The organism is Ostreiculturibacter nitratireducens, assembly GCF_032670585.1.
Classification (GTDB): Bacteria; Pseudomonadota; Alphaproteobacteria; order Rhodobacterales; family Rhodobacteraceae; genus Ostreiculturibacter; species Ostreiculturibacter nitratireducens.
The window spans coordinates 631797-651795 of sequence record NZ_JAVQHL010000001.1 but is presented as its reverse complement, the minus strand read 5'-3'; the positions used below and the strand labels follow the sequence as shown (position 1 = coordinate 651795).

The window sequence follows — 19999 nt, the reverse complement described above, 5'->3', positions numbered from 1 at the left end:
GCGTCGCCGCCCGTTCCCGCAAGATGTCAGATCGCGGCGCAGTCCTGAAGCTGCGCGCTGTTGGCCACCACATTCGCGGAACTATCGGCGATGAGCCCGGTCATGCGCCCACGCGCCGCCTCGACCGCCTTGCTGATGTCGATCTTCGCCACCCGGTCTTCGGTCGTGGGTTTGTTTCCGCCAAAAAGGGTAATCCGTTTCATTTCCACTGCTCCGGTCGGTCTTCCCGCCGCCCCTTTGTTACTCGTCCACTGAATTCTCGATATCGGGCGACTCCGGCGTCAGTCCGGCCCAAATGTTGCGAAAATGTGGCACCTGCCATTCGCGGCGAAAATGCAACACCAGCCGCTGCAACGTGGCACTCCGCGAAGGAAATGGGCGTGCATTTCGGGTGGAGTGGACTGGGCGGTGCAGGGCGCGGGCCTTCGCCCGACCGTCACGCGCCGGAGGATCGCGTGGTCAACCCGCCGTCATCGCGGAAAGACGCGTCCTTCGAATAGCTTTCGGGCAGTCCGCAGCGTTCCGGCCGAGATCACGGCGCCGTCTCCGTCACGCTCGATCAGAACCTCGGCCGCGCCTGTCGGGTGTTCGATCGCGAAGCGGCCGTCGTCGGGTAGTGCGGCGACGCTCGCCGCGGGGGAGCCCGGCAGGGTGCAGGCCGTGGCGACGCTGACTGCGGCGAAAACGCCGATGGTCGCGTGACAGCGATGCGGGATGAAGGAGCGGGTCGAAACCGTGCCGCCGTTCCGGGGCGGTGAGACCAGCGTCATCTTCGGCACGCTCTTTTCGGCGACGTCGCCGAGGTTCATCATCGGACCGGCCTTGAGGCGGATCGCCTCGATCCGCGTCTTCAGATCAGTGTCGCAATCGAGCGCCTCGCGGCTCTCCTGTCCCGTCCGGCCGAGGTCGGAGGCGCGCATCACCACGCAGGGCATGCCGTTGTCGATGAGCGTGCATTCCACGCCGTCGATCACGTCGACGGGGCTTCCGGTCGGAAGCAGAGCGCCGCACATGGAACCCGCGATGTTCTGGAACATCAGCGGGATCGGGGCGTGGGTGCCGGGCACGCCGTCGATGGCGGCATCGCCCTCGTAGCTCACGCGGCCGCCGGGGGTCCGGACCTGCGCGACGGCCACTTCGCCCGTGTTCAGCATGTGGATGCGAACGGCGGTAATGTCTCCGGACGCGGGGACGAGGCCGCGCTCGATGGCGGCGGGGCCCACGCCGGCAAGAATGTTGCCGCAGGCTTGCGCATCCGACACCAGCGGCTGATCGACGAAGACCTGCAGGAAGAGGTAGTCGACATCCGCGTCGGGCCGCGAAGAGGGGGAGAGGACGGCCACCTTGGAGGTCAGCGGGTCCGCACCGCCGATGCCGTCGATCTGTCGGGGATCGGGCGAGCCCATGATGCCGAGAAGGAGCGCGTCGCGCGCCTTCATGTCCGACGGCAGGTCGGAGGCGAGGAAATACGCCCCCTTGGACGTGCCTCCGCGCATCCAGAGGCAGGGAATGCCCTCCCGCCCGGGATCAGACATACTTCAGCCCCTTCTCTGCAAGCCGGGGGCGCATGTCGTAGATGTCGAGACCGAGTTCCCCTGCGGCGAGGCGTTTGCGCTTGGCTTCCTCTGCGGCGAGCCGTTGCTCGGCGGCGGCCAGGACGGTCTCGGCTTCCGCTCGGCGGACAACGCAGACGCCGTCGTCATCGGCGACGATCACGTCGCCCGCTTCGATCACCTGTCCCGCGCAGACGATCGGGACGTTGACCGACCCGAGCGTTTCCTTGACCGTGCCCTGGGCGGAGATCGCCTTTGACCAGACCGGGAAGCCCATCGAGGTAAGGTCGCGCACGTCGCGGACGCCCGCGTCGATGACAAGGCCACGGCAGCCTCGCGCCATGGCCGAGGTCGCGAGAAGGTCGCCGAAATAGCCGTTGTCGCAGGGCGAGGTCGGCGCGAGGACGAGGATGTCACCTTCCTTCAACTGCTCGATGGCGACGTGCACCATCCAGTTGTCGCCCGGCGGCGCGCTGATCGTCACCGCCGACCCGGCGATCTGCGCGCCGGAATAGATCGGCCGCATGCAGGAAGCGAGGCACCCCTTGCGGCCCTGCGCCTCGTGCACGGTCGCGACGCCCGCGCGGCCGAGGCCGTCGATGACCTCGGGGCGGGCGCGTTCGATGTTCTGAACGACGACGCCCATCGTTCAGGCTTCCTTCTTCACGACGGGTGGGGTGCCGTGGGTGTGGAACGTCTCGATCGTCTTGAGCCCCCAGGCCTGGCCCTTCTTCCGGTCCGCCTCGGTCCAGCAGACCGGCTCCCAGTCGGGCGCGAGTATCAGCCGCGCGCCGGCGTTCGCCAGTTCCACGCGGTTTCCGGCGGGTTCCCAGACATAGAGGAAGAACGTGCCCTGGATCGCGTGCTTGTGGGGGCCGGTTTCGATGTGGACGCCGTTTTCGAGGAAAATGTCGGCCGCGCGCAGGATGTCTTCGCGCTGGTCGGTGGCGAAGGTGACGTGGTGCAGACGTCCCTGTCCGCCGCCATGTTCCTCCGTGCAGGCGAGGTCGTAGGTCTTGTTGTTGACGGTGAACCAGCAACCGCCAAGCCGTCCGTTGTCGAGCTGGATGTATTCCGTGACGCGGGACCCGAGGCAGGTTTCCATGAAGCGGCGGAACTCCGTCACGTCCTGCGAGAGCAGGTTGAGGTGGTCGATCCGGCGCGGGCAGGCGCCCTGGGCGTGGAACTTGCTGGCGTTGTTCTTCAGGGCCGGGCGGTCTGCGTCCGAAAGCATGGGACGGCGAGTCCCCCAGTAGATCTCGAAGACATGGCCGAAGGGATCCTCGAAGCGGAAGGCGCGGCCGTGGCCCATATCGCCGTCGTTCCAGCCGTGGACCTTGTAGCCGGATGCCTCGATGACCTTCACGCGGCGCTCCAGCGCCTCGGGGCTGGCGGCGCGATAGCCGATGTGGCCCACGCCGGTCGTATGGTGGCGCGTCAGCTTGAGCGAGTGGAACTCGTAGTCGTCCCAGGCGCGCAGGTAGGCGGAGGTCTCGTCCTGCCCCGAGAGCTTCAGCCCGTAAACGCGGGTGAAGAAATCCAGGCTTTCTTCGAACTTGTCGGTGTAGACCTCGACATGGCCGAGATGGGCGATGTCGAAGGACGGGTTCGTGGGCTGGTTCATGTGCAGGTCTCCTCCTGTCTCTGCGTGAACGCCCCCCGGGCGTCCTTCGGTCGGACCGGCCGTTCGCGCCGTGGCTGACACAGGCCGCAGCGTCCCTTCGGGCCTCAGAGTTCGTCGACGGTGCGCGGGAAGACGGACTGGAATCCTTCCGCGTACTTGCAGTCCCGCCCGCCGGACTGGCCGCCAGAATTGCGCTTGAAATGGTTCGCGCGGTTCTGCGCGACGCGCGTGTAGTAGTCCCAGAGGTGCTCCTGCCCCTCCATGCATTCGATCGCGGCGCGCTTCTTGGCCCAGACCGGCGTGATGTCGAGGAAGGTGTCGGGCTTCCATCCCATCTGCTCTGTCTGGTGCGGCTCGAAGAGGTAGAGCTGCGGCGCGCCAAGGACGTTCTCGCCCGGATTGTGCCCCCATGCCTGCGCGATCATGCGGCACTCAAGAGCCACCTGCGTCGCGTACATGTGGTCGGTGTTGTAGGGATCGTATTGCGAATGGCTCAGCATGAATCGGGGCTGCACCTTGCGGATCACGTGCACGACGCGGTTCTTTTCCTCGCGCGTCAGTTCCAGCGGGTAGTCGCCAAGGTCGAACGAGACCAGTTCATGCACTCCAAGCGCCTCGGCCGCCTTTTCCGCCTCGGCCCGGCGCGCTTCCTTGACGCGCCCCAGCGTCATGTCGGGCTGCTTCCAGAGCTTTGCGCTTTCGCCGCGCTCGCCGAAGGAGAGGCAGAGGACCGTGACGTCGTAGCCCATCTCCGCGTGCAGGGCGATCGCGCCGCCGCACCGCCAGACGAAATCGGCGGCATGGGCGGAGATGACCAGGGCGGTTTTGTTGGCGGGCATTCGGGCCTCCCTTGGTTGACGTTGAAACCTACATCTCATGCCGGCTTCGGGCGGAACAATTCGAAAGCCCGTGTATCGGCATAAGTATTCGCTATAGCTGCCGCGGAGGGCGGGGATTTCGCGCCGGTTCGTCGCATGCGCGCGGATTGCCGGCCCGCTCGTCGGAGCCTGAACGCCCGGGCCACTGCCACCCGGCATCCGGATCGTAGCGGTCTGCGAATTGGCCAGCTGCGGGTAGGCGTTCTGTTCTAGCTCGCCGCGTCAAGGCAGCGTTCCACCAGGCCGCGGTAGCCGCCGCCGAAAAGCCTCAGATGCACCAGCGCGGGCCAAAGCTGGTAGATCGGCCGGCGCGCTTCGATCCCCGGCTGGGGGTCGCCGTAGGCGCGCCGGAAACCGGTATCCGGGTTGCCGAAGAGGGTCAGCATGGCAAGATCCACTTCGGAATGGCCATGATAACAGGCCGGGTCGATCAGCCCCGTGACCCGTCCGTTCCGCGCCATCACATTCCCTGACCAGAGGTCGCCATGCAGAAGCGACGCGGGAGGCCGAGCGGGCAGAAGCTCAGGCAGGCGCCGGGCAAGCGCCTCGACGCGCCGGGCGAGGTCCGCCGGGATTGCGGGGCAGGAAGGCAGGAGCCGCCGTTCCGCCCAGAACGCCGGCCAGTCCCGCGCCGGACCGTTCGGGATCGGCACCGGGCCGAAGGCGTGGTCCCGGTGCCAACCGTAGTCCGGGCCTTCGAACGCGTGAAGCCTCCGCAATACGGCGCCGAGATCTGCCCATGCCGCGGAGGGGCCCTCGTCCCGGCCGAGATCTTCCATGACAAGGATGTCGTCAGCTACGGCCAAGACGCGGGGCGCGGGCGCCCCTGTCGCGGCGATGGCGCGCAGCATCTCGGCCTCGGCCCGCGCGGCGGAGCCGGACTTCGCGACCGCTTGCCGTCCATCCATCAGCCGCAGCCCGATGACCTCCGACAGGTCGCCGCCATGAAGGCCGCGCGCCTCCGCCAGATCTGCCCCGAGCAGGTCGGCCGCGCGGGCGGCAAGCCCCTTCATGCCAAACCTGCGATCTTCGCGAGGAGTCCTTCCGCCCCGGCGGTCACATCCGCCCATGTCGTGGCGAAGCCTTCCGACGCCCCGTAGTAAGGGTCCGCCACCGGCTGCCCCGAGCGTCCCGGAACGTGGTCTAGAAGCAGCGACAGCTCGGCGCGGGCCCCGGACGGCCTCAGCCGTTTCAGCACGGCGAGGTTGTCGTGGTCGAGCGCCACGATGTGGCTGAAGCGATCGAAATCCGCGCGCTCCAACTGGCGCGCACGATAGCCGGAAATGTCGATCCCGTGCCTCAGGGCGATGTCCTGCGCGCGAAGGTCCGGCGCTTCGCCGACGTGCCAGCCACCTGTTCCGGCCGAATCCGCCTCGATGCCGATCCCGTGCCGTGCGGCCGCCGCCCGCAGCGCAGCCTCCGCCAGCGGCGAGCGGCAAATGTTGCCGAGACAGACGAAAAGGATCGCGGGTCGATCGGACATGGCGGTCTTCTCCGAAAAGGCTGATTCAAAACATGATAGCAGCCCCACCCGTCGCGTCAGCGCGGCGTGGCGTGCAACAAGCGCAGGGCGCTTTCGCGCGCCCCTCGCGAGGAGTCATGAATGGCAAGTGGCTCGCTTCACGGAGCGCTGTTCGCCGAGAACGAAGAACCGTCGATCAGCGGGCCGGTGAGCGCGATTTCCTGAAGCCGCTTCATGTCATTGATGGTCACCCTTGTCCCGTCAACGACGACCCCATCGTCCTTCAGCTGCCGCAAGGCACGTGAAAGATTCTCGGGCGTCATGCCCAGGTAGGAGGCGAGGACCCGCTTTTCGAAAGGCAGATCGTAGGTCAGTTTCTGACCCGCTTTTTCGGCCTCGCTGACGAAGAACGCAGCCAGCCTTTCCTTCGATGTGCGCAGCTTGATGTTCTTGACGTGTCGCACCACGCTTCGGTAGCAGCCTGCGAGTTCGCGCACGATCGCCTGCGCGAACGCTGCATCGCGGGCGAATGCCATGCGCAGGTCGGAACCCGGAATCATCACGATCCGCGAAGGCACCAGAGTCCGCGCTGACATCAGGTAGGGCGCGTCGTTGATGCAGGCAGCGAGGATGAAGGTTGAAACCGGTCGCGCCACGGCCAACGTTGTTTCGCGATCTTTCCATCCCGCGAAAAGCTCGACCGCACCTTCGGTGACGATGTGGAGAAAATCGGCAGCCCGGCCCTCTTCGATCAGCGTTACCTGGGCAGGAAAACTCTGGTGGTAGGCGCCGCGCATGAGTTCGGCGAAATGGTCGAGATCCATGTCGCGGAAAAGCGAAAGGGCGCGGATCTCTTCGAGGTCGGCGTCACGCATGAATCACCAAGGCCGGAATTGTCGTCTCTTGATAATTGTTAAGGGATGACGCGGCACATGTCGACACGTCCTCTGACAAAATCCCGAGGGTGCCGCCAAGGATTTTTCGGCGCGGCATGATATTTGTTACAAGTCATTGATTTAAGGCATAAAATGTCGGCTTTTTGACTTGGATCAAGCAACGGGCTGCCCGCCGGTGGTTTTGTCGCCGGGATCGCGCGGGGACTGACTCCGCGCACCTAACGGAGGCGACTATGCTGCAGGGTTCGCATGTGTCGAAGGGCGATCAGAATCGCGCCCTCGCACTCAGCACCGTTGCGTTCACGGCCTGTTTTGCGGTCTGGACAATCTTTTCCATCATCGGCGTGGCCATCAAGAAGGATCTCGGCCTGAGCGAATCCGAGTTCGGCCTTCTGGTTGCCACTCCGATCCTCACCGGCTCGTTGACGCGCCTGATTCTCGGCGTCTGGACCGAGAGGTTCGGCGGCAGGATCGTCTTCTCGACGCAGATGATCCTCACGGGTCTTGCAACCTGGGCGCTGACGCTGGCCGACACCTACGTCATGTTCCTGGTCGCCGCGCTTGGCGTCGGTCTTGCGGGCGGCTCCTTCATCATCGGCGTCGCCTATGTCTCGCGCTGGTACGATGCCGGCAAGCAGGGCACCGCGCTCGGCATCTTCGGCGCGGGCAACGTCGGCGCCGCCGTCACCAAGTTCATCGCGCCGTTCGTCATGGTGGCCTATGGCTGGCAGGGCGTCGCGCAGGTATGGGCGGCGGGCATCGCGATCATGGGCGTGCTCTTCTTCCTGTTCGCCAAGGATGACCCGATGCTCGTCGAACGCCGCAAGACCGGCGTTCGCGCCCCGAGCCTCGCGGAGCAGTTCGCGCCGCTGAAGAAACTCCAGGTCTGGCGCTTCTCGCTCTATTACTTCTTCGTGTTCGGCGCGTTCGTCGCGCTGGCGCTGTGGATGCCGCACTACCTGATCGACGTCTATCATGTCGACGTGAAGACGGCGGGTATGTCGGCGGCGGCCTTCTCCCTTTCGGCCTCGCTCTTCCGCGCCTACGGCGGACACCTGTCCGACCGCTTCGGCGCGCGCGCGGTGATGTACTGGACGTTCATCTTCTCGCTGATCTTCCTGTTCATGCTGTCCTACCCGCCGACCGACTACGTCATTCAAGGCAAGGACGGCCCGATCACCTTCTCGACCGAGATGGGACGCTGGCCCTTCGTCATCACGCTCTTTGGCCTCGGCTTCTTCATGAGCCTCGGCAAGGCGGCGGTCTACAAGCACATCCCGGTCTACTACCCCACTCACGTCGGTGCTGTCGGCGGTCTGGTCGGCATGATCGGCGGCCTCGGCGGCTTCATCCTGCCGATCATGTTCGGGGCGCTTCTGGATCTCACCGGCATCTACACGAGCTGCTTCGCGCTCCTGTTCGTTCTGGTGGCGATCGCGCTGACCTGGATGCACCTCTCGATCCGCGCGATGGAGCGTGCCGCTCATGGCGAGGCGCTCGAGAAACTGCCGGGTCTTCCCGAAATGCAAGAAATTCACATCCCTGGAACCACTGTAATGAAACACACGCTTGATGACTGGCGTCCGGAAGACAAGGACTTCTGGGCCGCCAAGGGGCGCCGCATCGCGCGCCGTAACCTGTGGCTGTCGATCCCGGCGCTGCTTCTGGCCTTCTCGGTCTGGATGGTCTGGTCGATGGTCGTGGCGCGGCTTCCCGCCATCGGCTTCGACTTCAATCCCGGCCAGCTCTTCTGGCTGGCGGCGCTACCGGGCCTCTCGGGTGCGACGCTCAGGATCTTCTACAGCTTCATGGTGCCGATCTTCGGCGGTCGTCTCTGGACCACGCTTTCGACTGCCTCGCTGCTCCTGCCGGCGCTCGGCATTGGCTACGCGGTGCAGAACCCTGAAACGCCCTACCTGATCTTCATCGTGCTGGCGCTTCTCTGCGGGCTCGGCGGCGGCAACTTCGCCTCGTCGATGGCCAACATCGCCTACTTCTTCCCGAAGGCTGAAAAGGGCAACGCGCTGGCGCTGAACGCGGGTCTCGGAAACCTCGGCGTGTCGGTCATGCAGTTCCTCGTGCCGATCGTCATCACCGCCGGCGTCTTCGGCGCGATGGGCGGTGCGCCGCAGACGCTGTCCGACGGCGGCCAGCTCTGGATGCAGAACGCCGGTTTCATCTGGGTGCCGTTCATCATCGCGGCGACCATTGGCGCCTGGCTCGGCATGAACGACATCGCGGAAGCGAAAGCCTCGTTCCGTGATCAGGCGATCATCTTCTCGCGCTTCCACAACTGGATCATGTGCATCCTCTACACCGGGACCTTCGGCAGCTTCATCGGCTACTCGGCGGGCTTCCCCCTTCTGACGAAGCTCATGTTCCCCGAGGTGAACGCGCTGCAATACGTCTTCCTCGGCCCGCTCGTCGGCGCGCTCTCCCGCGCGGCTACCGGCTGGGTCAGTGACAAGTTCGGCGGCGGCCGTGTGACCTTCTGGGTGTTCCTCGGCATGATCGTTGCGGTCTTCGGCGTCATCACCTTCCTGCCCTCGGATGGCGTGGGCGGCAGCTTCGTCGGCTTCTTCGCCTGCTTCATGGCGCTGTTCTTCCTGACGGGTGTCGGCAACGCCTCCACCTTCCAGATGATCCCGGCGATCATGGGGCGCGAGATCCCGCGTCTGATGCCGAACCTCGACGCGGCGGCTACCCGTCGCCAGGCGGAGCGCGAAAGCGCGGCGATCATCGCCTTCACCTCCGCCATCGCGGCCTACGGCGCCTTCTTCATCCCGAAGGCCTACGGCACCTCGATCGCGATGACTGGCGCACCTTTCATGGCGCTCTGGGGCTTCCTCGGCTTCTACGCGATCTGCGTCGTGCTGACCTGGTTCTACTACACCCGTCCGGGCGGGGTCCTTCATGACATCGAGCGTGGCCGCGCACCGGCCGCCTCCGCCAAGGCCTGAATTGAAAGGAGAGAAAGATGAGTCATCTTCTCGACCGGCTGAACTTCCTGAAATCGGTCCGCAAGGACACCTTTGCAGGGGGACACGGCCAGACCACGATCGAAAACCGCGACTGGGAGGACACGTACCGGAACCGCTGGCGGCACGACAAGATCGTGCGCTCCACCCACGGGGTGAACTGCACCGGGTCGTGCTCCTGGAAGATCTACGTCAAGTCCGGGATCGTGACCTGGGAAACCCAGCAGACCGACTACCCGCGCACGCGGCCCGACCTGCCGAACCACGAGCCGCGCGGCTGCGCGCGCGGCGCCTCCTACAGCTGGTATCTTTACTCGGCCAACCGGGTGAAGACGCCGCTGGTCCGGGGCCGGCTGATGCGGATGTGGCGCGACCTCAGGAAGACGAAGAGCCCGGTGGAGGCCTGGAAAACGATCCAGGCCGACCCGGCCAAGCGCGCGGACTACACCAAGATCCGCGGTAAGGGCGGCTTCGTGCGCGCCAGCTGGGATGAGGTGACGGAGATCGTTGCCGCCGCCAACGCCTACACGGCGAAGACCTACGGCCCCGACCGCGTTTTCGGCTTCTCGCCGATCCCGGCGATGTCGATGGTCAGCTACGCCGCGGGCTCGCGCTACCTCAGCCTTCTGGGCGGGACCTGCATGTCCTTCTACGACTGGTACTGCGACCTGCCGCCGGCATCGCCCATGACCTGGGGCGAGCAGACGGACGTTCCGGAATCGGCCGACTGGTACAATGCGGGCTTCCTGATCCTGTGGGGCTCGAACGTTCCGCAGACCCGGACGCCGGACGCGCACTTCTACACCGAGGCGCGTTATCGCGGCACGAAGTCGGCGGTAGTCAGCCCCGACTATTCCGAGGCCGCGAAATTCGGCGACATCTGGCTGAACGCCAAGCAGGGCACCGACGCGGCGCTCGGCATGGCGATGGGCCACGTGATCCTGCGCGAATACCACCTCGACCGGCAGGCCGAGTATTTCGAGGAATACTGCCGCAAGTACACGGACATGCCGATGCTCGTGAAGCTGGAGCCGAAGGGCGACAGCTTCGTCCCCGGACGTCAGCTTCGCGCTTCGGACTTCGACGCAGCACTGGGTGAAAAGAACAACCCGGACTGGAAGACCGTCGCCATCGACGAGAAGTCGGGCCAGATCGTCGTTCCGAACGGCTCGGTCGGCTTCCGTTGGGGCGAGGAAGGCAAGTGGAACCTCGAACAGAAGGCGGGTGGCAAGGACGCGACGCTCAAGATGAGCTTCATCCTCGACAGCGACCGCGATGACGTTGTTGGCGTCGACTTCCCGTATTTCGGCGGTCAGGCCTCGAACGGCTGGGCCAATGACCCCCGCGGCGAGGTGCTGACGCGGAACATCCCGGTGAAGAAGGTGAAGCTCGCCGACGGCCAGGAACACTACGTCGCCACGGTCTTCGACCTTTTCTGCGCCAACTACAGCCTCGACCGGGGGCTGGGCGGCGATCACGTGGCCAGCGACTACGATGCCGACGTGCCCTTCACGCCCGCATGGGCGGAGAAGATCACGGGCGTGCAGCGCGACCGGATCATCCAGGTCGCACGGGAATTCGCCACCAATGCCGAAAAGACGAACGGCAAGTCGATGATCATCATCGGCGCGGCGATGAACCACTGGTACCACATGGACATGAACTACCGCGCCGTCATCAACATGCTGGTGATGTGCGGCTGCGTGGGTCAGTCCGGTGGTGGCTGGGCGCACTACGTGGGGCAGGAAAAACTGCGTCCGCAGACGGGTTGGACGGCCTTGGCCTTCGCGCTCGACTGGGCGCGGCCGCCGCGGCACATGAACTCCACCTCGGCCTGGTACGCCCATACCGACCAGTGGCGCTACGAGACGGTGTCGTCGTCCGAGATCCTCTCGCCGACCGCGCCCGATGGCGACTACAAGGACCTGTCGCTCATCGACTACAACATCCGCGCCGAGCGGATGGGTTGGCTTCCCTCGGCTCCGCAACTGCGGACCAACCCGCTGGAAGTCGGCAAGGCGGCAAAGGCCTCGGGCAAGACCATTCCCGAATACGTCGCCGAGCAACTGAAGGCCGGCACGCTGGAAATGTCCGCGCAGGATCCGGACGCACCGGAGAACTGGCCGCGCAACCTCTTCGTCTGGCGCTCGAACCTGCTCGGCTCCTCGGGCAAGGGGCATGAGTACTTCCTCAAGCACCTTCTCGGGACCGATCACGGCGTTCTCGGCAAGGACCTTGGCGAGGAAGGCCGGAAGAAGCCGGTCGAGGCCCGCTGGCACGACAAGGCGCCGGAAGGCAAGCTCGACCTCCTCGTCACGCTCGACTTCCGCATGTCGACGACGGCGGTCTATTCCGACATCGTCCTGCCGACTGCGAGCTGGTACGAGAAGGACGACCTCAACACTTCCGACATGCACCCGTTCATCCACCCGCTTCAGGCGGCGGTGGACCCGGCCTATGAGTCGAAGTCGGACTGGGAGATCTTCAAGGCCATCGCCCGGAAGTTCTCCGAGGTCGCGCCCGAGATCCTCGGGGTCGAGACCGACGTCGTGCAGCTGCCCTTGCAGCACGACAGCCCGATGGAGATCGCGCAGCCGACGGTCAAGGACTGGAAGAAGGGCGAGTGCGACCTTGTTCCCGGCAAGACCGCGCCGAACTACATCGCGATCGAGAGGGACTACCCGAACCTCTATGCCCGCTTCACCTCGCTTGGCCCGCTCATGGAAAAGGTCGGCAACGGCGGCAAGGGTATCTCCTGGGACACCAAGGACGAGGTGCATCACCTCAAGGACCTGAACGGCAGCCACCGCGATGGCCCGACCGAGGGCATGGCGAAGATCGAGACCGCGATCGACGCGGCCGAGGTCATCCTGATGCTCGCGCCGGAGACGAACGGCGAGGTCGCGGTGAAGGCCTGGAATGCGCTGTCAAAGGCCACGGGCCGCGAACACGCCCACTTGGCCGAGGTCAAGGAAGACGAGAAGATCCGCTTCCGCGACATCGCCGCGCAGCCGCGCAAGATCATCTCGTCCCCGACCTGGTCGGGCATCGAAAGCGAGGAGGTCTGCTACAACGCCGGTTGGACCAACGTGCATGAGTTGATCCCGTGGCGTACCGTCTCGGGCCGCCAGCAACTCTACCAGGACCACGAATGGATGCAGGCCTTTGGCGAATTCTTCGTGACCTGGCGCCCGCCGGTGGACCTCAAGACGATCACCGCCGCAGCAACGAGCGCGCTGGGTGGCAGCGAGAAGCACGTCGTCCTGAACTTCATCACTCCGCACCAGAAATGGGGCATCCATTCGACCTACTCCGACAACCTGCTGATGCTCACGCTGAACAGGGGCGGCCCGGTCGTCTGGATCTCGGAGAACGACGCGAAGACGGCGGGCATCGTCGACAACGACTGGGTCGAAGTCTTCAACTCCAACGGCGTCCTGACCGCCCGTGCTGTCGTGAGTCAGCGGATGAAGGACGGCACGCTCTTCATGTACCATGCGCAGGAGAAAATCGTGAACACGCCGGGATCGAACATCACCGGCAAGCGCGGCGGCATCCACAACTCCGTCACCCGTGCGATCGTCAAGCCGACGCACATGATCGGTGGCTATGCCCAGCAATCCTACGGGTTCAACTACTACGGCACCGTTGGCTCGAACCGCGATGAACTCGTCGTGGTCCGCAAGATGGACAAGGTCGACTGGCTCGACCGGCCGGCTTCGAAAGTGGAGGCTGCGGAATGAAAGTACGCGCACAAATCGGCATGGTGCTGAACCTCGATAAATGCATCGGGTGTCACACCTGCTCCGTTACCTGCAAGAACGTGTGGACGAGCCGCGAAGGCGTCGAATACGCATGGTTCAACAACGTCGAGACCAAGCCCGGCATCGGCTATCCGAAGGACTGGGAGAACCAGAAGCGCTGGAATGGCGGCTGGGAACGCACTTCTTCGGGCGGTCTCAAGCCCAAGCAGGGCGGCAAGTGGCGGATCCTGGCGAACATCTTCGCGAACCCGGACCTGCCCGAGATCGACGACTTCTACGAGCCGTTCGATTTCGACTACGACCACCTGAAGTCGGCCCCCGAAATGGAGGCCTTCCCCACCGCGCGCCCGCGCTCCAAGGTCTCGGGCGAGCGGATGGAGAAGATCGAGTGGGGTCCGAACTGGGAAGAGATCCTCGGCGGCGAATTCTCCAAGCGCTCGAAGGACTACAACTTCGAGGGCGTGCAGAAGGACATCTACGGACAGTATGAAAATACGTTCATGATGTATCTGCCGCGGCTCTGCGAGCACTGCCTCAACCCGGCCTGCGCGGCGTCCTGCCCCTCCGGCGCGATCTACAAGCGCGAAGAGGACGGCGTCGTTCTGATCGACCAGGAGAAGTGCCGCGGCTGGCGGATGTGCGTCTCGGGCTGCCCCTACAAGAAGATCTACTACAACTGGTCGACGGGGAAGTCGGAGAAGTGCACGCTCTGCTATCCGCGCCTGGAATCCGGCATGCCGACGGTCTGCTCGGAAACCTGCGTGGGGCGGATCCGCTATATCGGCGTGATGCTCTATGACGCCGACAAGATCGCGGATGCCGCGGCCGTTGCCGGCGAGAAGGAGCTCTACGATGCCCAGCTCGGCGTTTTCCTCGACCCGAACGACCCGAAGGTGATCGAGGCCGCTCGCGCCGAAGGCGTGCCGGAGGACTGGATCGCGTCGGCCCGCAAGTCGCCGATCTGGAAGATGGCGATGGAGTGGAAGATCGCCTTCCCGCTGCACCCGGAATATCGGACGCTGCCGATGGTGTGGTACATCCCGCCGCTCAGCCCGATCCAGAACGCCGCCGCGGCGGGCCAGATCGCGAGCCAGGACGACATGCCGGACGTCAGATCGCTCCGCATCCCGGTCCGCTACCTCGCCAACATGCTGACGGCGGGGGACGAGGCTCCGATCGTCTCGGCCCTGGAACGCATGCTCGCCATGCGCGCCTACATGCGGTCGAAGACGGTGGACGGGGTCGTGAACCTCGGTGTCGCGCAGAGGGTGGGCCTCACGCCCAACCAAATCGACGACATGTACCGGATCATGGCGCTTGCCAACTACGAGGACCGCTTCGTCATCCCGACGACGCACCGCGAGATGGTCGAAGATGCCTACGACATCCGGGGCGGTTGCGGTTTCACTGACGGCAACGGCTGCTCGACCGGTGTGAGCGGCGCGAAGCTCTTCAGCAGCCGCAAGTTCGTCACACCTGCGGAGGGTTGGAAATGAGGACGTTCAAGGCGCTTTCGGCGCTCCTTACGTACCCCAGCGAGGACCTTCAGGCGGCGATCCCGGCGATCCGCGAGGTGCTTGATGCCGAGGCGCTTGTGCACCTCGGCCAACGCCTCGCGCTCGAGCCGCTGCTCGAGAGCCTCGAGGCGGGCGACATCTACGATCTGCAGGAGCGCTACGTGCTCCTGTTCGATCGGTCGCGCACGCTCTCGCTGAACCTCTTCGAGCATATCCATGGCGAAAGCCGGGACCGTGGCGGCGCCATGGTCGATCTGCTGGAGACCTACCGCGCAGGCGGCTTCGACCTTACGGGGCCGGAGCTTCCGGACCACCTGCCGGTCCTGCTGGAATACCTCTCGACCCGGCCCCTCGCCGAGGCGAAGGAGATTCTCGCTGACGCCGGTCACATCATCGCGGTCCTCGCCGAGCGGCTCAGCCGGCGCGAAACGCCCTATGCGGCCGTGCTGACGGCGCTGGCGGTGCTCGCGCAGGCCGGGACCGACAGCGCCGAGGCCGAGGCGATGCTGGCCGAGGCGGACGACGATCCAGAGGACCTCGAGGCCCTCGACGCGGTCTACGAGGAGGCGCAGGTGACCTTCGCGCCCGATCCCAATGCCGGTTGCCCGATCTCGCGCGACATCCTCGCGCGGATGGACGTACCCAAGACCCCGGCTTCGGCCGGGACGGCCCAATGAAGGAGGGCTAGAGATGCATGAATTCTTCTTCGGAACCTATCCCTACATCGCGCTCTCGGTGCTGCTATTGGGGTCGATTGCGCGCTACGAACGCGACCCGTTCACGTGGAAATCGTCCTCCTCGCAGCTTCTGCGCCGCAAGCAGCTGGTGATCGGGTCTGTCCTGTTCCACGTTGGTGTGCTGGTGATCTTCTTCGGCCACCTCGTCGGCCTTCTGACGCCGATCTGGGTGTTCGACGCGCTCGGCATCAGCCACGGGGCGAAGCAGCTCCTGGCGGTGATCGCCGGTGGCGTGGCCGGCGTGATGGCGCTGGCGGGTGGAGCGATGCTGCTGCACCGTCGCCTCATGGATCCCCGCATCCGGGCGAATTCGACCTTCGCCGACACGGGCATCCTGATCCTGCTTCTCGTCCAACTGGTCCTCGGCGTGCTGACGATCTTCGTCTCGCTCCAGCACCTTGACGGTCACGAGATGACGAAGTTCATGGCCTGGGCCTCCGGCATCTTCACCTTCGACGGTCAGGCCGCGAGCTACATCGAGGACGTGAACCTGCTGTTCAAGCTGCACCTGTTTCTCGGCCTGACGATCTTCCTCCTGTTCCCGTTCACGCGGCTCGTGCACATGCTCTCGGTTCCGGTCCGCTATATCTGGCGGCCGGGCTACCAGATCGTGCGGACGAAGAAGCGCGGGGCCTGAGATGGGACCGCTTCTGAGCGATATCACGGTGAACGGCGAGGTTATCCCCGCCGCCACCATCGCCGCCGAAGCGCAAATGCACGCCGCACCGAAAGGCAAGCCGGGTATCGCCTGGCGCGCGGCGGGCAGGGCACTCGCGGTTCGGGCTCTCCTCTTGCAGGAGGCCCGGGCCCGCGGGCTCACGCCGCAGCCGGCAAGTGACGGCGAGCGGGCCGAGACCGAGGAGGAGGCGCTGATCCGGCAACTTCTGGACGAGGCCGTTCAGCCCCCGGCGCCCGCCGAGGAGGACGTGCGCGCGACCTATGACGCCGATCCGGGCCGCTGGCGCGCACCGACGCTCTACGAAGCTGCGCACATCCTCTTCCCGGTCCATGCCGGCGACGCTGACGCTCTCGCCGTGGAACGGGCGAAGGCCGAGGCCGCGCTGGCGGAGCTCAAGCGCAACCCGCGCGACTTCGACCGTCTCGCCCGCGAGCTGTCGGCCTGTTCCTCCCGCGATGCGGGGGGGCGGCTTGGGCAGATCGCGACGGGCGATACGGTGCCGGAATTCGAAGCCGTGCTCGATACGCTGGCCGAAGGCGAGATCGCGGACGAACCGGTCGCGACGCGCTTCGGGCTCCACATCATTCGCCTCGACGCTCGCGCCGAGGGTGCCATCCTGCCCTACGACACGGCGGCGCAGCAGATCCGGGCCATGCTGGCGAAAGCCGCCTGGGCCAGGGCTGCACGCGACCTGATCGAGGAACTCGCCGACCGGGCCGAGGTCACGGGCATCGACCTGAAGGCTGCGTGACATGGCGCAGGTCTTGCAGGCACTACTCGACCGCAACAGGGAATGGTCGGAGAAGATCCGTTCCGAAAGGCCGAACTATTTCGACGGCCTCGCCCTGCAGCAGAAGCCGGAATACCTCTGGATCGGCTGCTCGGACAGCCGCGTGCCGGCGAACGTGATCGCCGGGCTCGAACCGGGGGAAGTGTTCGTCCACCGCAACGTGGCGAACGTCGTCCATTCCTCCGACATGAACCTTCTGTCGGTCCTCGAATTCGCCGTGGACACTCTGAAGGTCCGTCAGATCATCGTCTGCGGCCATTATGGGTGCGGCGGTGTCCGGGCGGCGACGGAAGAAGACCTGCCGCACGGCCTCGCCGACCACTGGCTGGAACCGATCCGGCGGGTCGCCAAGCGCCACGCCCGCGAGCTTTCCGGGATCGACGACGTCGAGATGCGCCGTGACCGGCTGGCCGAACTCAACGTACTCGAAAGCGTCGCCCGCGTGGCGGAAACGCCGATCCTGCGCCGCGCCTGGAAGAACTCGGATTACCCGCTTCTGCACGGTCTGATCTACGGCATCCGCGACGGCGTCCTGAGAAACCTCGACTGCACGACCAGCGGTGCCGACTCCCGCTGAGAAAGGACCGACATGCGCCTTGCCTATATCACTTCCGCCGACCGCGGCCTGACGGACCGTGTCCTGGCCGAAACCGCCGCACGGCTCGCGGCGCGCGGAATGCGCCTGACGGGGGTGGTCCAGACCAACATCGAACGGCCCCAGCGGTATCACTGCGACATGGACCTGAGGATCCTTCCCGAGGGCCCGACCATCAACATCACGCAGAACCTCGGTGCAAACGCGCGGGGCTGCCGGCTTGATCCCGGCGCCTTGGAACAGGCGGTCGTGGAGGTGATGGCGCGGCTCGAAAAGGGCGAAGCCGATGCGCTGATCCTGAACAAGTTCGGAAAGCACGAGGCAGAGGGTCGGGGGTTCCGCCCGGTAATCGCCCGCGCCCTGGAGCTTGGCCTTCCCGTCCTGCTTGGCGTGAACAAGCTCAATCTCGATGCCTTTCTCGAGTTCAGCGCCGGGGTAGGCGAAGTGCTGGACTCCGACGCTTCAGGTCTGGCTGACTGGGTGGAGGGGCTGCTCGAAGCCGCGGCATGAGCCACGTTCCCTGAAGGTCGAGTGGCGCTCGATGACGCAGGTCAGCGGCCATCGTCACGGACAGGGCCTTGGGACATCGTCGCATCGTAGAAGGGATACTCTCGCTCCGCTTCAGCCGAGCGTTCCGGTGTGCCGGAGGCAGATCGGGTCAGTGGCAGGATCGCTGGCTGCGCAAGCGGTGACGGTCGGATCACCGCTCCGCAGTCTGCGGCTTTCGGTCGATCATCCGCCCCATGTGTCGGACAACGTGAAGCCTGTCGGGAAGGGGTCTGTCGGGTCCAGTCCGATCTGGGTCATTGAATAGATCCAGCACTGGCCGGAGACGCGGTTTCTCGTGGCCGGGTATGGGCCGACCTGCGTTTCTTCAAGGAACTCGGTGGTGAATTCCCCCCCGATGATGGAACGGGAGACAACCACGTCGCCGGGTCTGACACGGCCGTTCGCGTAACGCACGGCCATGTTCGAATTGGACCCTGTGCCGCAGGGAGAGCGGTCCGCACGTCCGGGTCTGAGCGTGGTACATGTGCGCAAGGCGCCATCCGGTTCTTCCGAGCGGAACATGACATAGGCCAGCCCGTTCAACGCCGGTGTGATCGGGTGTGGCGCGGGCTCGATTTCAGCAATCAGGTTGCGAAGGGCGACCCCCCGCATCGCAAGTTCGCGTGCGTTTTCCGGGGTGATCGTCAGGCCGATCTGTTCGACATCGACGAGCGCATAGAAGACCCCGCCGAAGCAGAGATCATAGGTGATCGTTCCCCATTCCTGGGTTTCGATCTTGCCAGCCATTCGGGCTACGAACGAAGGCGGCATATCAAGGGACACGCGCGTCACCTTGCCGTTTTTGCAGGTCGCCCGCGCCGTCACGAGGCCCGCGGCGGTGTCGAGCGTCACGACGGTCTCGGGCTCCGACATCGGCATCATGCCGGTCTCGAGGATCGCAGTGACCGCGCACATAGCGTTCGATCCCGACATTGCGTGCGCCTGATCGGGTTGCAGGACGATGAACCCGACATCCGCCGCCGGATCGCAAGCGGGGACCAGCAGGCAGAACGATCCCGCCGGGGCGGAGCGGGGCTCGGAGCAGAGGAACCGGCGCAGGCTGTCGTCCACCTCGTTCAGATGGCGCAGCTTTTCGGCCATCGTCGCGCCGGGGACGTTCAGGACGCCTCCTGTCACCACGCGGCCAATCTCGCCGGCACAGTGCACGTCCACGGTTTGCAGGGTTCGCGACCAGCGCATCGGCAATTCTCCAATCGGTTAGGCGACCGCCTGGGCGCCAGTGATTTCCACCACCGAACCACACATGTATTCCGCTTCGTCAGAGGCCAGAAACGCGATGAGCGCGGCAATTTCCTCGGGCTCCCCGATCCGCCCGAAGGGCACCAGCGCGTTGAGATCGTCGAGACTGCGGCCGGTGCGGGTCAGGTTCGTCTCGAGCATTGGCGTGCGAACCTCTCCCGGTGCGACCGCGTTCACCCGGATCCTGTCCGGCGCATAGTCCCGGGCAAGACACCGGGTGAAGGCCACGACCGCGGCTTTCGTCGTATTGTAGGCGATGTGCCCGGGCGCCGGGAACAGGCCCCATTGCGACGCGGTGTTCACGATGGCCCCGCCGCCCTGTCTCTGCATTACGGGGATCACCGCCTGGGCCATGTGGAAGATCGCATCGAGGTTGATCCGGAAGGACAAGGCCCAATCCGCTTCGCTCAGTTCCATAAGCGGGCCGCGCCGCATGACGCCCGCGTTGTTGCAGACCACGTCGATGCGATGCCCCGCTGCGTCCAGCCCGGCGACGAACGCTCGGATCGCAGCCCCGTCCGCCAGGTCGACGATACAGCATTCGGCCGAACCGCCCTCGGCGTTGATCGACGCGGCGAGAGCCTCGCAGCCTTCGGCATTTGCGTCGACGATCCAGACATGCGCGCCCTCCGCCGCGAAACGGTGGCAGATGGCCGTGCCGATGCCCCCGGCACCGCCGGTCACGATGACCGACTTGTTCGCGAACCGCTCCTTCAT

At 65.2% G+C, this 19999-nt stretch carries 18 protein-coding genes; 8 read left to right on the top strand and 10 right to left on the bottom strand.

What is annotated here, in order from left to right; all coding sequences use genetic code 11:
* Positions 1-26 precede the first annotated feature (26 nt).
* The 8 genes from ABCN56_RS03065 to ABCN56_RS03030 form a co-directional block, all read right to left on the bottom strand.
* Positions 27-203 (bottom strand): hypothetical protein, encoded by a 177-nt coding sequence (locus tag ABCN56_RS03065; RefSeq protein WP_343079295.1) that lies wholly within the window; start codon positions 201-203, stop codon positions 27-29.
* A 267-nt stretch (positions 204-470) separates the two neighbouring features.
* Positions 471-1535 (bottom strand): 4-oxalomesaconate tautomerase, encoded by a 1065-nt coding sequence (locus ABCN56_RS03060; protein ID WP_343079294.1) that lies wholly within the window; start codon positions 1533-1535, stop codon positions 471-473.
* Complete coding sequence (locus tag ABCN56_RS03055) at positions 1528-2199, bottom strand: 4-carboxy-4-hydroxy-2-oxoadipate aldolase/oxaloacetate decarboxylase (RefSeq protein WP_343079293.1); 672 nt, start codon at positions 2197-2199, stop codon at positions 1528-1530. The genes ABCN56_RS03060 and ABCN56_RS03055 overlap by 8 nt, the downstream gene beginning before the upstream one ends.
* Before the next feature lie 3 nt (positions 2200-2202).
* Entirely contained in the window at positions 2203-3177 is a 975-nt protein-coding gene (locus ABCN56_RS03050; RefSeq protein ID WP_343079292.1) for a VOC family protein, read from the bottom strand.
* 104 nt (positions 3178-3281) lie between these two features.
* Entirely contained in the window at positions 3282-4016 is a 735-nt protein-coding gene (locus ABCN56_RS03045) for a PIG-L deacetylase family protein (protein ID WP_343079291.1), read from the bottom strand.
* A gap of 248 nt (positions 4017-4264) precedes the next feature.
* The gene (locus ABCN56_RS03040; protein WP_343079290.1) at positions 4265-5068 is read right to left on the bottom strand and encodes a fructosamine kinase family protein; all 804 of its coding nucleotides are present in this window, start codon (positions 5066-5068) and stop codon (positions 4265-4267) included.
* The gene (locus tag ABCN56_RS03035) at positions 5065-5538 is read right to left on the bottom strand and encodes a low molecular weight protein-tyrosine-phosphatase (protein ID WP_343079289.1); all 474 of its coding nucleotides are present in this window, start codon (positions 5536-5538) and stop codon (positions 5065-5067) included. Before ABCN56_RS03035 ends, ABCN56_RS03040 begins: the two co-directional genes overlap by 4 nt.
* 137 nt (positions 5539-5675) lie before the next feature.
* Complete coding sequence (locus ABCN56_RS03030; protein WP_343079288.1) at positions 5676-6392, bottom strand: helix-turn-helix domain-containing protein; 717 nt, start codon at positions 6390-6392, stop codon at positions 5676-5678.
* 254 nt (positions 6393-6646) lie between these two features.
* Here ABCN56_RS03030 and ABCN56_RS03025 point away from each other — a divergent pair, with 254 nt between their 5' ends.
* From ABCN56_RS03025 to ABCN56_RS02990, 8 genes are read left to right on the top strand one after another with little or no spacing between them, the layout of a single operon-like run.
* A complete protein-coding gene (locus ABCN56_RS03025; RefSeq protein ID WP_343079287.1) occupies positions 6647-9373 on the top strand; it encodes a nitrate/nitrite transporter in 2727 nt (908 codons plus the stop codon).
* Positions 9374-9390: 17 nt separating this feature from the next.
* On the top strand, positions 9391-13134 hold the full coding sequence (locus ABCN56_RS03020; RefSeq protein ID WP_343079286.1) for a nitrate reductase subunit alpha: 3744 nt from the start codon (positions 9391-9393) through the stop codon (positions 13132-13134).
* The gene (gene narH / locus ABCN56_RS03015) at positions 13131-14651 is read left to right on the top strand and encodes a nitrate reductase subunit beta (RefSeq protein ID WP_343079285.1); all 1521 of its coding nucleotides are present in this window, start codon (positions 13131-13133) and stop codon (positions 14649-14651) included. The genes ABCN56_RS03020 and narH overlap by 4 nt, the downstream gene beginning before the upstream one ends.
* On the top strand, positions 14648-15349 hold the full coding sequence (gene narJ, locus ABCN56_RS03010; RefSeq protein ID WP_343079284.1) for a nitrate reductase molybdenum cofactor assembly chaperone: 702 nt from the start codon (positions 14648-14650) through the stop codon (positions 15347-15349). Before narH ends, narJ begins: the two co-directional genes overlap by 4 nt.
* A gap of 13 nt (positions 15350-15362) precedes the next feature.
* Positions 15363-16046, top strand: coding sequence for a respiratory nitrate reductase subunit gamma (gene narI / locus ABCN56_RS03005; RefSeq protein WP_343079283.1), 684 nt, complete (start codon positions 15363-15365; stop codon positions 16044-16046).
* A 1-nt stretch (position 16047) separates the two neighbouring features.
* Positions 16048-16839 carry a peptidylprolyl isomerase gene (locus ABCN56_RS03000; RefSeq protein WP_343079282.1) on the top strand — a complete coding sequence of 264 codons (792 nt, stop codon included), beginning with the start codon at positions 16048-16050 and terminating at the stop codon, positions 16837-16839.
* A gap of 1 nt (position 16840) precedes the next feature.
* Positions 16841-17455, top strand: a complete 615-nt coding sequence (locus tag ABCN56_RS02995) for a carbonic anhydrase (protein ID WP_343079281.1) — start codon at positions 16841-16843, stop codon at positions 17453-17455.
* 12 nt (positions 17456-17467) lie between these two features.
* Positions 17468-17983, top strand: coding sequence for a DUF2478 domain-containing protein (locus ABCN56_RS02990; protein ID WP_343079280.1), 516 nt, complete (start codon positions 17468-17470; stop codon positions 17981-17983).
* A 222-nt stretch (positions 17984-18205) separates the two neighbouring features.
* On the opposite strand, the gene ABCN56_RS02985 is transcribed toward ABCN56_RS02990, so the two are convergent.
* Entirely contained in the window at positions 18206-19222 is a 1017-nt protein-coding gene (locus ABCN56_RS02985; RefSeq protein ID WP_343079279.1) for a proline racemase family protein, read from the bottom strand.
* A gap of 18 nt (positions 19223-19240) precedes the next feature.
* A complete protein-coding gene (locus tag ABCN56_RS02980; RefSeq protein ID WP_343079278.1) occupies positions 19241-19999 on the bottom strand; it encodes an SDR family NAD(P)-dependent oxidoreductase in 759 nt (252 codons plus the stop codon).